The 13,637-nt window shown below is 34.1% G+C and carries 15 protein-coding genes; 11 read left to right on the top strand and 4 right to left on the bottom strand.

What is annotated here, in order from left to right; genetic code table 11:
* Window positions 1–79: 79 nt before the first annotated feature.
* On the bottom strand, window positions 80–430 hold the full coding sequence (locus tag IRZ80_RS19655) for a DUF1801 domain-containing protein (protein WP_194643865.1): 351 nt from the start codon (window positions 428–430) through the stop codon (window positions 80–82).
* Window positions 431–505: 75 nt separating this feature from the next.
* Between IRZ80_RS19655 and IRZ80_RS19650 the strand changes: the two genes are divergently transcribed.
* The 9 genes from IRZ80_RS19650 to IRZ80_RS19610 all read left to right on the top strand — a co-directional run bounded on the left by IRZ80_RS19650 (window position 506) and on the right by IRZ80_RS19610 (window position 6,597).
* On the top strand, window positions 506–1,111 hold the full coding sequence (locus IRZ80_RS19650) for a hypothetical protein (protein ID WP_194643863.1): 606 nt from the start codon (window positions 506–508) through the stop codon (window positions 1,109–1,111).
* Window positions 1,112–1,147: 36 nt separating this feature from the next.
* Window positions 1,148–1,825: a YiiX family permuted papain-like enzyme gene (locus IRZ80_RS19645; protein ID WP_228520965.1), complete on the top strand. Its 678-nt coding sequence runs from the start codon at window positions 1,148–1,150 to the stop codon at window positions 1,823–1,825.
* 3 nt (window positions 1,826–1,828) lie between these two features.
* A complete protein-coding gene (locus tag IRZ80_RS19640) occupies window positions 1,829–2,125 on the top strand; it encodes a winged helix-turn-helix domain-containing protein (RefSeq protein ID WP_194643861.1) in 297 nt (98 codons plus the stop codon).
* 53 nt (window positions 2,126–2,178) lie between these two features.
* Window positions 2,179–2,631, top strand: a complete 453-nt coding sequence (locus tag IRZ80_RS19635) for a hypothetical protein (protein ID WP_194643859.1) — start codon at window positions 2,179–2,181, stop codon at window positions 2,629–2,631.
* 3 nt (window positions 2,632–2,634) lie between these two features.
* Entirely contained in the window at window positions 2,635–3,291 is a 657-nt protein-coding gene (locus IRZ80_RS19630; protein ID WP_194643857.1) for a DUF1361 domain-containing protein, read from the top strand.
* Window positions 3,292–3,297: 6 nt separating this feature from the next.
* The gene (locus IRZ80_RS19625) at window positions 3,298–3,630 is read left to right on the top strand and encodes a hypothetical protein (protein WP_194643855.1); all 333 of its coding nucleotides are present in this window, start codon (window positions 3,298–3,300) and stop codon (window positions 3,628–3,630) included.
* A gap of 339 nt (window positions 3,631–3,969) precedes the next feature.
* The gene (creD, locus tag IRZ80_RS19620) at window positions 3,970–5,328 is read left to right on the top strand and encodes a cell envelope integrity protein CreD (RefSeq protein ID WP_194643853.1); all 1,359 of its coding nucleotides are present in this window, start codon (window positions 3,970–3,972) and stop codon (window positions 5,326–5,328) included.
* A gap of 569 nt (window positions 5,329–5,897) precedes the next feature.
* Window positions 5,898–6,059 (top strand): hypothetical protein, encoded by a 162-nt coding sequence (locus tag IRZ80_RS19615; protein WP_228520964.1) that lies wholly within the window; start codon window positions 5,898–5,900, stop codon window positions 6,057–6,059.
* Window positions 6,049–6,597 (top strand): Smr/MutS family protein, encoded by a 549-nt coding sequence (locus IRZ80_RS19610; protein WP_194643852.1) that lies wholly within the window; start codon window positions 6,049–6,051, stop codon window positions 6,595–6,597. The genes IRZ80_RS19615 and IRZ80_RS19610 overlap by 11 nt, the downstream gene beginning before the upstream one ends.
* A 77-nt stretch (window positions 6,598–6,674) precedes the next feature.
* Here the strand turns inward: IRZ80_RS19610 and IRZ80_RS19605 are convergent, their stop codons facing one another.
* Window positions 6,675–7,634: a hypothetical protein gene (locus IRZ80_RS19605; protein WP_194643850.1), complete on the bottom strand. Its 960-nt coding sequence runs from the start codon at window positions 7,632–7,634 to the stop codon at window positions 6,675–6,677.
* A 296-nt stretch (window positions 7,635–7,930) separates the two neighbouring features.
* On the opposite strand from IRZ80_RS19605, the gene IRZ80_RS19600 reads away from it, so the two are divergent.
* Window positions 7,931–8,854: an EamA family transporter gene (locus IRZ80_RS19600; protein WP_194643848.1), complete on the top strand. Its 924-nt coding sequence runs from the start codon at window positions 7,931–7,933 to the stop codon at window positions 8,852–8,854.
* Between the two features lies 1 nt (window position 8,855).
* Window positions 8,856–9,977, top strand: coding sequence for a cysteine desulfurase family protein (locus tag IRZ80_RS19595; RefSeq protein ID WP_194643846.1), 1,122 nt, complete (start codon window positions 8,856–8,858; stop codon window positions 9,975–9,977).
* Window positions 9,978–10,191: 214 nt separating this feature from the next.
* Here the strand turns inward: IRZ80_RS19595 and IRZ80_RS19590 are convergent, their stop codons facing one another.
* Together IRZ80_RS19590 and IRZ80_RS19585 are read right to left on the bottom strand one after the other, a co-directional pair.
* A complete protein-coding gene (locus IRZ80_RS19590) occupies window positions 10,192–10,887 on the bottom strand; it encodes an aspartate/glutamate racemase family protein (protein WP_194643844.1) in 696 nt (231 codons plus the stop codon).
* Entirely contained in the window at window positions 10,888–13,533 is a 2,646-nt protein-coding gene (locus tag IRZ80_RS19585; RefSeq protein WP_194643842.1) for a patatin-like phospholipase family protein, read from the bottom strand.
* Between the last annotated feature and the right edge of the window lie 104 nt (window positions 13,534–13,637).

Raw genomic sequence — 13,637 nt, 5'->3', positions numbered from 1 at the left:
AAACTTTTTTAAAAGCTAAAACGAGATGCACTGAAAGTGCATAGTTGTAAACTCTATTTGAGACCTATAAATGATTTATTTAGGCATATAATAACACAGCTTCCCGAATCACTTCAATCAGGACTGCATTATCTATCGTTTCTAAGTCATAATATCTAAGAGACTTAACGGTATTCCGTTTCTCGCCAACTAGACTTTCCTGATTGCTTTTTAATTGGAAGCCTCTAGAAAAACCAGCGTCTACAAAACCTTTTCTGTGATTGGGAGCCAAATAACAAAATGGCTTTTTATTATAATAGAAATAAGGTATCCCCCATTTAAAAAGCAGCTTAAGCTCCGGAATTTCCTGCTCGAACACACTAATTAAATGCAACAGTATCACTTGATACTTTTCGGGCTGCCGGTAGATATATTCATCGGTTATCTTCATATCTTAAAATTAATAAAAAAAATATTCAATTTCTCAAATATTATAATTAACTTTGTTTTTCAAAGTACTTTAAAAATGGAAGAAAAATATTTACAAGACATCAGTGACATCAAAAATATGATGAACAAATCCACACAATTTATCTCTTTGAGTGGTTTGTCAGGAATTTTAGCTGGTGTATACGCTTTGATAGGCGCCTATATTGGTCACGAATTAATCCAGAATAACGACAGCAGTGTCATTACATTGGAAAGCAATACATTTAAACTGATACTGCTGACCGCTTTCATCGTTTTATTTTTGTCTGTTGGAACAGCACTGCTGCTTACTATAAATAAAGCAAAAAAAGGCGGTGAAACCGTATGGAATTCTTCATCCAAAAGAATGCTGACAAACTTTTTGATTCCGCTGGTTACCGGAGGGATTTTTGGACTCTTATTACTGCGGAACGGAAGCTACGGTTTAATAGCTCCTGTAACTCTTATTTTTTATGGACTAGCCTGTGTAAATGCAAGTAAATATACTTTAAGAGATGTTCGTTATCTTGGTATTACCATCATAATCCTGGGACTTTTGGCCACCGAATTTTCTGGATATGCACTTGAATTTTGGGCATTAGGCTTTGGAGTCTGCCATATTATTTATGGAAGTATGATGCATTTTAAATATGACCGAAATTAAAAAGGCTTAAATTTAACCAAATAAAAATCCATAGAAATGACAATGAAAAAAACAAAGTATCTTTTTGCGATTATTACCTTTCTGATGAGTTTTGGCTGTGCTTTGTTTATTGCCAATTCTATGTTTGGTAATATTCTTTTTGGCCCGCGTCATGATATTATTTTAAATAAAATTCAGGACGGCGATATGATTTTTCAGACTTCACAATCCAAACAGTGCGAAGCGGTTCGAATTGCAACTAATTCTAAGTTCTCTCACTGTGGCATTATTTTTATTGAAAAAGGAAAAAAATATGTATTAGAAGCCGTACAGCCTGTAAAATATACACCGCTAAAAACTTGGATAACACACGGAAAAGATAATCATTTTGTGGTAACCCGTTTAAAAAATGCATCAGCAATACTCAATGCGCAGACACTGCAAAAGATGAAAGACTATGGAGAAACACTAAATAACAAAGACTATGATTTGTATTTTGAATGGTCTGATGACAAAATATACTGCTCTGAATTAATCTGGAAAATTTACAAAAACGGAGCTGGAATTGAATTATGTCCATTGCAGAAACTGAAAGATTTTAACCTGAAAGACAGCCGTGTTCAGACAATACTATCCGAAAGATATGTAACTAAAATTCCGCTTGAAGAAAATGTTGTCGCACCGTCAGACTTGGAACAATCCAAAATAGTAACCACAATAATAGACACTTACTAAGATTTGAAAAATATTATTCAAAATATCAATAAAGCTTTTGACCATCGCATCAGACTGGGCATCATGTCTATTCTGATGGTCAATGAATCGGCCGATTTTAGTACTTTGAAAGAATTATTGGGCGTAACCGATGGTAACTTAGCGAGCCATACCAAAGCACTAGAACAAGAAAATTACATTGCCATTGAGAAACAATTCATCGGTAAAAAACCAAATACCAGCTATAGGGCAACCAAAGAGGGGCGAAAAGCATTTCAAGATCATATCAGCGCCCTGGAAAAATTAATACAGAAACGCTAGCTCTTTTTTTAACCTTATACTTTGAAATTCAAAGTACTTTTAATTAATAAAAAATGAAAGACAAATTCATCGAAAAAATGTACGAATGGAGTAAAAAACCATATCAGCGATTCTTCAAAAACAAAACTGCCTGGAAGATTCACAAACAAGATCTACGTACATATCCTGAGGAAACATTAGGTTTTCATCTAGGCCAGTTTTTACAGAAAAACAATTTTGAGATCCAGCCCAAACTAGAAGATCATGATATCATTCATGTACTCACCAGCACTGGCGTAAGTGTGCGGGAAGAAATCGGAATGCAGTATTATCTAATGGGTAATGGTAAAAAAAGCCTGTATTTGTATATAGTCATAACTGTCGGCACACTCTTCTACCCTATGCATATTAAATATTTTTTCAAGGAATTTCATAAAGGTAAAACAGCACATCACTTCTACTCTTTGGATTTTTCAAAAATGCTCCTGATTCCAATTAAAACTATTCAGCAAACCTTTAACATTTAAATTATGCAGCTCATCACCAGATTATTCAACAGCAACCGAAAAATCAACAGCGTTTTATTCTTATTTACTGCTTACTGCTTGATTTTACTCGTTGTTCGCGCCAAACTGACCAATACAGTTTATCTCTTTTTTTTAGTATGGAATCTGTTTCTAGCTTTCATTCCCTATCTTTTCATCAGCTGTCTTAAAACTCAGATTAGCTTTCAAAAAAGTAAAATTAAAACATTGGCACTGCTTTTTCTCTGGCTCCTTTTTCTGCCAAATTCGTTTTACATTCTTACCGATCTTATTCATCTGTCGCAATCTGAAAACCATTTGTTCTGGTTCGATTTGGTAGTCATAAGTTCATACGCCCTGATTGGCTTTACACTAGGCATCATTTCCCTGATAGAATTCGAAAACATCATAAGGACTTACACTTCCACTTTAATTATCAATTTATTAATTCCTGTCATCTGTTTTTTATGCGGCATTGGAATTTATCTCGGAAGAATACTGCGCTACAACAGCTGGGATATTTTGAGCAGTCCGATAAAATTATTTCAGGATACACTTACCTCATTATTATCTGTACATGCATTACTGTTCTCCTTTTATTTTGGAGTCTATATCTATTTATTCTACTCTTTGAGAAAAATCTATTCAGCTATAAACCACTAACAAATTATGGAAACAACTTTAACTCAGGAAGAAACTTTTGACGGCAGAAGCGCTGTCGAACTTGCTCTTGGCTGCTTTACAATTGGCACGCTCTTATTTATACTTTTTCTAACCCTTGCAGACAATACATTCATACTGCTAATTGGTTTTGTCTTCTTTATACTCGCAGCTATTCTCAACATTATTATGCTCACCCACCTGCTCTATCATTTTTACATGATGCCGCAGCAGAGAAAACACATAGGACTGAAAATTGCGATTTTATTGAGTAACATTCCAATAGCATTCTTGTATTTGGGTATAATATTTTATTTGGCTAATGCAAATTCAACTTTTTAATCAAAAAAAGAACATGCAAAGACCAAATCTTATAAAATCCTATTACAGATGGGCATTTTCCAATGAACTGGCTATTGGATCATTTCTCATAGGAACCTTATTATTACTATTATTTAAGTCCAGTACTCATGGAAAAATGTTTTTATTAATAGGCTGGTATTATGTGCTTTTTTCAATAATTATAAATTCTATTATGTTCTTATATCTTGTTTTTCTCTGCATCATTTTACCTGATGAAAGAAAAAAATTAGCATTAAAACTAATCATTCTATTATGTAACATTCCAATAAGCATACTCTATTACAATTTTATTTTTTAATCATTACTAAACTCAAAAACATGGAAACAACAGAAAATCAAAACCCGGCTCCAACCCCTTTTTTTCAGTCCAATACCGCCAAAATGATTATGGTTGGAATACTGACTTTAGTCCTGCTCATTCCGCTGGAATTTGTCAAAAGCCTGATAACCGAACGCTCTTTCCGTCAGGAAGAAGTTATCACAGAAATCAATGACAAATGGGGCGAAAGCGTCTATTTCTATGGACCAATACTAAAAGTTCCGTACACTACATTTGACGAGACCTTATCTATCAATCAAAAGACAAATGAAACTTTAAAACAGCGAAAAGCAATTACCAGATACGCTTATTTCTTCCCCGAAGATTTAAGAGCCAAATCCAATGTAGCAACCAAAGTCCTTAATCGAAATAATTACGAATCAGTTGTTTATAGTTCCAAAATGAATTTTGGAGGCTATTACATTCAGCCCGATTTTAGCAGTAAAAATATTCCTGCCGAAGTCATTCAATGGAACAAAGCCACCATTTTAATCAAAACTACCAATTTAAAAAGCATTAAAGATGAGGTAAAAATCAATTTTGGCGGCACCAAATTTACTTTTGAACCTGTTTACAGCACAAATCTAAATGATACTACGCAAGCTCTAGAAACTGGTTTTATAGATCTGAAAAGCATTCTGAAAACAGCCAAAACAAATTTTGGTTTTGACATCACTTATAACGGAAGCAAGCAGATAAAAATGGTTCCTATTGGCAAAACCACACAGCTGAGTATGCAGTCCAACTGGGGCTCGCCAAGTTTTACAGGTAATTTTCTTCCAGATGATAAAACAAAAACAATCGATGCCAGCGGGTTTTCTGCCAGCTGGAAAATCCTGCATATTAACAGGGCTTTTTCTCAGCAGTTCTTCGAAAATCTGCCCGATTTAGGAACCTATGCTTTTGGAGTCGATTTTGTAATTCCGGTGAATCAATACCAGCAAAACGAAAGAGCTGCCAAATATGGTTTTCTGGTAATAGGCTTGACATTCTTGATTTTCTTCCTAATCCAGTCGATAAGCAAAATCAAAATTCATATTTTCCAATATTCTATGATAGGTCTGGCGCTTATTTTATTTTACACCCTGCTTATTTCTATTACTGAACACAGCAGTTTCACAAAAGCCTATCTGATTGCGGCCGCCGCAGTCATTACGCTCATCGCACTGTACTCCATTTCAATCCTGAAGGGAAGTAAATTTCCGCTGTTTATCGGTGCTTCTCTCACTGGATTATACTCCTTTATTTATGTCATTATTCAATTAGAAAATTACGCTTTATTAGTAGGAAGCATTGGTCTATTCTCCATATTGGCAGCTATAATGTATTTTTCCAGAAAAATTGACTGGAATAAATAAAGCAGTTAATTAGGAGCTGTTTCCTATAAACGAACTTTTTTTAAACATCCGAACACCTCGTAAACTTGTCCTTCCGACGAAGGAGGAATCTCCGCATTATATTCCTCAGCGTTGAGAACTTTCTTTATTGAGTAGCTTACGGAGATTCCTCCTTCGTCGGAAAGACAATATTGGGTGCTCTTGTGCGAAATATTTAATATCAGTTAAACTATTTAAACATCATTTTATATCATATTTTAGAATAAAATTATATGACTATCCTTAACTAGTACCAAACAGATCGAATTAGCCACAGATTAAAAAGATTTACACAGATTTTTAAAAAAAATAGTACTGAAATCTGTGAGAATCTGTATAATCAGTGGCGAAAAAAACACATGGCATTATTTGCGGACAGTCATATAAAATTATTTCTACAGAGACATTTTCAAACCAAAATAAAAATAATTAAAGCAGCTGGCCACAAAAGTGAATTTTGAAAATCTCAGCAGCTTTAAACAATACTCTCCTAAAGTTTAGTATTTTTGAAGCCTGAAAATGAAATGATGAAAAAAATTGTAATTCTGATAATGGCTATAGCAATAGGTACTGCGCTCTACGAACAGACAAGTACTGATAAAAATATATATGTAATGGTGATTGCTATTGTCATTTTTATGATGGGAATGATGCGTTTAAGCAGCAAAACTCCAAGTAAAAACCAAGATAATAACGAAGACGATGTTCAATAAAGGAGATAAGGTTTCAGTGCTGGACGATGCTGTTGACGGCGTGGTGCTATCTATAAAAGACGGTGTGGTAACTATTGAAACTACAGATGGTTTTGTAATGAATTACAATGCCGGCGAGCTTATCAAAATTGGTGAATCTGCCAATCTTATGGAAGGCATCAAAGGCATTAACATTAATGAAATCAAGAAGGAAAAGGAAATACCGAAACCGCGCAGTTTTGTAAAAGAGAAAAAAGACAAAAACGAACTGCCTGTCCCGGAATTTGATCTGCATATCGAAAAACTGGTTCCTAATAAACGCGGTATGTCCAATTATGATATTTTGACTTTACAAGCAGAAACTGCCCAGCGTCATATTGAATTCGCTATACGCAACCGCATACCGAAAATTGTTTTCATACACGGCGTAGGCGAAGGTATCCTCAAAGCCGAATTGGATTTCCTTCTGGGACGTTATGATAATATCGTTTTTCAGGATGCCAATTATCAAAAATACGGTCAGGGAGCTACCGAAGTTTATTTTAAACAAAACAAATAAACTGATCTTATTTTATCCCATAAAAAAACGTCAATACTTTCTTAGCATTGACGTTTTTTTATAAATTATATTTTCACTTATGGTTTAATAGTTTCCAAGTCTCCATATTTGTAGTTATCACCCAATTGGAAATTACTATTCCCTTTTTCAAGGGTTACGCCTTTCAGGACAATTGTATGTTTAAATATATTTGGACCAGCTGTAGTAGTAGTAACTTCAATAGTACCTTCTTTTCCTAACCATTCTTCTTTAACTGTTGGTACAGTTGGATCTGTTGAACCACAAAAATAATTGGAAGACACAATACTGTTAAACATACGGTAAACCAATTTATTATTAACTAATTTATCATTAACTAATCCTACAGTTCCTGTTCTTGGCTTATCTATAGGGGTAACTTCGTTAATAATTAACTTTGGATCAATTTTTAGCGTTAACGATTCACTCGCATAAAATTCATAAACCAAATAGTTATCACAAAGAGATAATTTTTTATCAAAAGCTAATGGCAGCGGAGTTATCGTTTTCAAATAATCTCCAAAAATAAAGCTTTCATAAAACTGAGTGGTACCATCTCCTTTGGCAAAAGTGATATTTTTAAAAACAATATTATGCTTATAACCTGTTATTTTTGAACTATTATCTGCAACATTTGATGTTTTTACAGCTTCTGTTGTAATTTGAATAACACCAGAGGAAGCATCCCATTGTGTTTTTATATTCGGAGTTGAGGGACGAATTAAATCACATACATTTCCATCAGCAACTTTACCGTCATAAAAACTATACACCACTTGGTTTGTCGAATTGACATCTAATTTAATTGGGGTATCTTTTTCTGTTGCTTCTTCTTTAAAAGTTTCTGCGGGAATATTTAAAATCAGAGATTCTGCTCCTTTAAGTTTAAAAAGCAAATTATTCTCTGCACAGGTACTTGTTGTTATTTCATCAAAATTAATTGTATCAACTACTAAATCTCCATCATCACAGGCTGAAAAAGCAATTGCACAACATAAAATTCCTATAAATCTTTTCATTCTTCTTTTATTTAGAACAAAAATATGACATTTAATTTGTTCCAAAAACAGTTATAGATCTAAAACGCATATTTTAACAAAAGTATCTCTAAGATGTCAGACCTTTTGAAAGTAAATTTTATTGGATATTAACATTTAGGACAAATTAACTGCAGACATTTTTCAATCCCTTTATTAATTCCATTTTTCTTAACCAGTAATTAAATTTTCGTAGCTACTGTGCGTATCTTAGTCTCTCAATTTTGGTGCTCAGAAAATGCATAAATCCTTATCTTTGTACCGAATTCTACTTTTCGATGAAAAAATACAATTACTACTTTGCGGCTTTTTCAGCTTTTTTTCTCTGGGGTTTTTTCAGTCTGGCATTAAAACCAATTTCCAGTTATCCTTCACTCGATATAATGTTCTATCGTGTGTTTTTCAGCGTATTTACTCTGACAGCCATAAATCTCATTTTTCGACGAAAAAACATCAAAAAAAACTGGGATGATTTTAAGATAATGACTAAAAAAACAAAACAGAAAATTATCATATTAACCTTGACCGGCAGTTTAATTTTAGCTTCCAACTGGCTGATTTTTATATATGTAATTAATCATGTAAATGTAAAAGCAGGATCATTGGCCTACTTGATCTGCCCTATATTAACCACCGTTTTTGCTTTTTTTCTTCTTCGGGAAAAATTAAATAAATGGAAATGGACAGCGGTCTGCATTAGTACAATAAGCTGTGTTTTATTGTCCCTAAATCATTTTCAGGATATTCTTTACAGCCTTGTAGTGGCTTCTACTTATGCGTTATATCTGGTTAGCCAGCGTAAGAACAGTGAAATAGATAAGTTTCTGATTTTGAATATTCAGCTGCTTTTTATTGCTTTACTTATTCTGCCATTTTATCCAAGTTACAGCGGAGCAATCCCAACTGAACCATTATTTTATACTTGTTTATTCTGTATCGTTGTGCTTTTTACTATTATTCCGCTTTTCTTAAACCTGTATGCATTAAAAGGACTTGATTCATCCACAGTAGGAATTCTAATGTATATCAATCCGATAATCAATTTCTCCTTGGCTGTTTTTTATTTCAAAGAAGATGTAAGTCTGCTTCAAATGCTTTCGTATTCCCTTATTTTAATCTCCATTATTATTTTCAATAAGAAAGTGTTATTTGGTAAAAAAAATAAATCCAAAACAATTGTTCCGGATTCAAAATCTGTATAGTATGAAAAAAGCATATCTTGATAACGCCTCTACAACAGCACTTCGTCCCGAAGTAATTCTGGAGATGACCAAAATACTGACCGAAGATTATGGAAATCCATCTTCTACTCATAGTCAGGGACGCAATGCAAAAAGTATACTTGAACTCTCCCGAAAATCAATTGCCAGACAGCTAAATGCTGCAGCATCTGAAATCATTTTCACTTCCTGCGGTACCGAAGCTGACAATTGGATTTTGCGGTCAGCAGTAAAAAATTTAAAAATTGAGCGTATCATTACCAGTAAAATAGAACATCACGCTGTGCTTCATACAGCAATGGCACTTCAAGATGAATACGGCATTCAGGTGGATTATGTAAATGTGAAACCAAATGGAGAGTTAGATTTGACACATTTAGCCGAATTATTATCCGAAGAAAAAAAGACTTTGGTATCGCTGATGCATGTTAATAATGAAACCGGAACTGTTTTAGACCTTGACAGAGTAAGCCAGATCTGCCGAGAGTATAAAGCTTTATTTCATTCAGACACAGTGCAGTCCATCGGAAAAGCTAAAATTGATTTACAGCATACACCTATCGATTTTATAGTGGCCAGTGCCCATAAATTTCACGGTCCAAAAGGTGCTGGTTTTGCTTTTGTCCGAAAAAATTCGGGACTGCAGCCGTTGTTTTTTGGCGGTGAGCAGGAAAAAGGACAGCGCGCAGGAACAGAAGCTGTTCATCAGATTGCAGGAATGGCAAAAGCCTTAGAACTTTCGTATGAAAACCTAGAAACCGAAAGCCTTTATATTGATTCATTGAAAGAATATACTGTTGAAAAATTAAAAGCAAATTTCCCTGATTTTAAAATCAATGGAGAGAATACTTTTTACAATCTGCTCAATGTCACTCTGCCAATGGACGAAAGCAAAACTTCGATGATTTTATTTCATCTGGATATGAAAGGAATTGCGGTTTCTCGAGGCAGTGCATGTCAGTCAGGAAGTATCAGGCCTTCACACGTATTGGCAGAAATGCTTTCCCCTGATGAATTAAAAAAACCAAATATCCGAATTTCTTTCAGCCATTTTAATACCAAAGAAGATATTGATTTATTAATCGAAGGATTAAAACGTATTTAGCTCACCTCATTCGCATTTTAAAAAAAGATAAACACGAATTTCACCAATTAACACTAAATTCTTATCAAAATTGAAGCTAAATTTTACAAATTTTTACAGTTTTGAATATTTTGTGTAATTAAGCAATCTTAATTCGTGCAAATTAGTGTAATTCGTGTCAGAAACTTTTAAAAGCGAATGCCGTGCATTTAGCTTCGTAATCCTTCATCAAATTTTATATTTTATCTAAAGCAAATGCAACTGCTGCGTTAGAATGAATCAAAGCTGTGTCAAAAACTGGAACTTTTAGCATTTCCTGTTTTATCATCAAAGGAATTTCGGTACAGCCCAGAATAATTCCTTCAACTCCATTATCGATAAGTTTTTCTATAATAGAGAGATAGCGTTCCGAAGTAGTTTCTAGAAACAGTCCTTTTCCCAATTCATCAAAAATAGTATCGTGTATAAAATCCCTGTCGTCAGCATCAGGGATTATTACTTCAATATCTAAATCTGTTAATTTGTCTTTAAAAAAATCCAATTCCATCGTAAATTTTGTTCCAAGAAGACCCACTTTTTTGACACCTCTTTTCTGGACTTCCTTTGCGGTCTCCACAGCAATGTGAATCAATGGTAAATCGATACTTTCCTGAATGCGGTCAGCGATAAGATGCATCGTATTAGCACAAAGAATAATGGCTTCTGCACCGCAGTTTTTCAAATTTTGGCAGGCTTTAGACAGCATATTAAATGTTGATTCCCAGTCGTTGTTTTCATTATTTCTTTTAATGTCATCGTAATTAAAAGAATAAATAATACACTCGGCAAAATTCACACCGCCTAGCTCTTTGTTGATTCCTTCATTTATAAACTTATAATAATCTGCTGTTGATACCCAACTGATACCGCCTATGAGACCTAATTTTTTCATTTACTTTACTTTTCCTAATCTATTATAACATGGATTGATAATTGCTATATACAGCAGCGAAAAAATCCACCCGATAGTTATCAGTAAAAACAAAAATGCTTTTTTCTTAAGGACACTTTCAATATTGATTATCTGTGACAAAAATTTGGATAAAAAACTAACCAAAAACACAATCAATGCCAAACCGATAAGATCATAGGAAATTGATATTGTCAAGAGCGGACTTGGATTATCCCAATTGCCAACTAAATATATTAGCAGCCCAAGTACCATCAATCCGCCAATACCCAATACCGTATAACTTAAGGCTTTTGACCTTCTGATAATCTTAAAGGGGACATAACCGCTCACTTTCAGCTGCGCTGCCAGTTGTTTTTCTTTGGCGGGAAGTGTACAGCTTTCAGTTATTTTCAAAAAGCTCCAATCGGCTTTTTTCACATTTTCCGAACAGCTTTCATGCGTCATTTGTTTGTACCCGCTGTACATTAAAGCATATGCTTCAAGATCATTAAAAGAATCCAGATCGGTTCTTACTTCGCTGAGACCTTTTTGTATTTTCTTCATTATACCATATTTCAGGAGTGCATTTTCGTCTTCAATTTCTTTATCATACAAAATGCTTCGATTTACATCGGTGCAGTCAATCCAGCTCACAGGAAGCTGTTCCAATCCATTTTTTAAATGAACAATAGAAAGTCTGGCAACAATTGATGTATACTTTCGGGATTTTAAATCCAATAATTGAATCTCGCGCAGGCGTTCCTGTAAAATAGTATCTACCCTAAAAAAAAGCGACATTGCATTACCTGTATGTATTGCATTATCCGGCATTTGAGCACTGGCATCGCTTACTATAATTTCATTACATTCCTGTTCTAATATTGATGCAATCCCCTGATTATCATGAACGCCACCGTCAATCAATTCCAAATCAAAATTTTTATACAGCCCTTTCAGTACCAAAGGCTGAAACAGAACAGGCACACAGGAGGAAGCAGCTACTGCATACCCCAGCCTGAATTTTTGGTAGTCCTCGGGCGCATTTTCATAATACATTCGTCTCAAGCGGGGTTTCACATCAAATTCATCCGAAATATAAGTAGGCGGTTCTCCCATCCAGGAAGCCGTAAACTGCCAGTTATGTCCTGTATTTACAGCAGTCGCATTTAGAATTAATTGAGGCACTTTATTCATTCTTTTCCAATTATCATCATTCAGTTTAAATGATTCGTTTCCAAAAGGATTAATAAATAAATCACTCATATGAATAAATTCACTGTCCTTCCGCTTGTTTTTGGGTAACAGCGGATTATAAAAATACTCCTCGTACAATTCGGCCAGCCTGTTGGAGCGGGAATAAGAATCCCCTTTCCACATCTTTACATTTTTGAAAAAATTGGTCAGCAGGCGCATTCGTATATTCTTTTGGACTGCGTCTAAAAACTCTTTTTCTATTTCTTTCACAATTTGGATATAATCTTCCTGAGCGATTTCTTCATCCCGCTTACTTTCAAACAGCTGCTTGATTTTCAAATAATAAAAAGCACCAATTATCGAACCTCCAGAGACACAGGAAATTACTTCAATATCTTTCAGTTTATCCTTTTCGGCCAATGCGGCCAAAACACCAATATGAAATAATGAAGCCCTAAATCCGCCGCCCGAAAGTCCAATCCCGACTTTATTCTGCGGTTTTTGTTTTACGCTATTTTCATCACCGTTTTTATCTGCCTGAAGATTTAAAGCAGTCAGGCAGCTGTTTTGTCCTTCCTCTATAATTTCACTTTTTTGAAAAGGATCCTTATTCGTAGATTTTTGATATTTCTCTGCATTCTGATAATTAGCTAAATTATAAATCTGCTTGCTAAAGGATTTAATCTCCCAATTCTCTTTCTTATCCTTAGTATATAGTTTTATGAAATAAAGTGCTTTACTATACATTCTGAGTCCAAAAAAGGCTTCAGCCAGTGCCTCATATAATTTTTCTTTATCCTGTATTCCGTCTTTAAAAATCACTTCATCTGTATCGATCAGATATTCGTCAACAATTTCTTTTCTTGTCTTTTGGGCAGTTTCAAACCGTACAAGTGTTTCTGCGGTAATTTCACAAGTTTCTGAAAGCCCTTCTAAGTTTTCAATCACAATTAACTCATTGAGATTGGCATAATTCACAGCAGTATTAATGCACTCTGTTTCAGTTAAAATAGATTTATGCTGTTTATTTTTCCAAATCAGATATCCCTTTTTGTAATAGGCTCTTGACTGTAGTAAATTATGAAACTGGTGATCAAATTTCCATTTACTTCTATATACGGCACCTGCTATACCAAGCGTTCTCGAATTTTTTGTCTTTTCTAAATCACAAAATGATTTCAGCGTATTTATTGCTTTATCAAATTTAAAATAGGAAGACAATGTACTGTCCTTATATATATTTTCGGCCAAATCCTGATATTGCGATAACTTTACTTCAGCACCTTGATCTTCGTTGTCAGCGATTTTTTTCAGCAGTATTTCAGCAGCATAGCCATACTGTTCAAATTGAACTAGACTTTGGTACAAATCTTCGAAGCAGACATCATTAGAAATATCTTCACCTCTCAAATAATTTTTTGCCAATGCAATAACCTTTTTTTTATCTTCCATATTCAGTAATAATTGAAAATCAAATTAATAAAACAAAAAAAACATTTTAACGAGAAACATTTTATAAATTTATAAAAAATCTAAAGTAAAATACAGGAAAAATA

It is taken from the genome of Flavobacterium sp. HJJ, assembly GCF_015351475.1.
GTDB lineage: Bacteria > Bacteroidota > Bacteroidia > Flavobacteriales > Flavobacteriaceae > Flavobacterium > Flavobacterium marginilacus.
The sequence above is the reverse complement of the archived record's forward strand: the minus strand, read 5'-3'. Positions and strand labels throughout refer to the sequence as shown.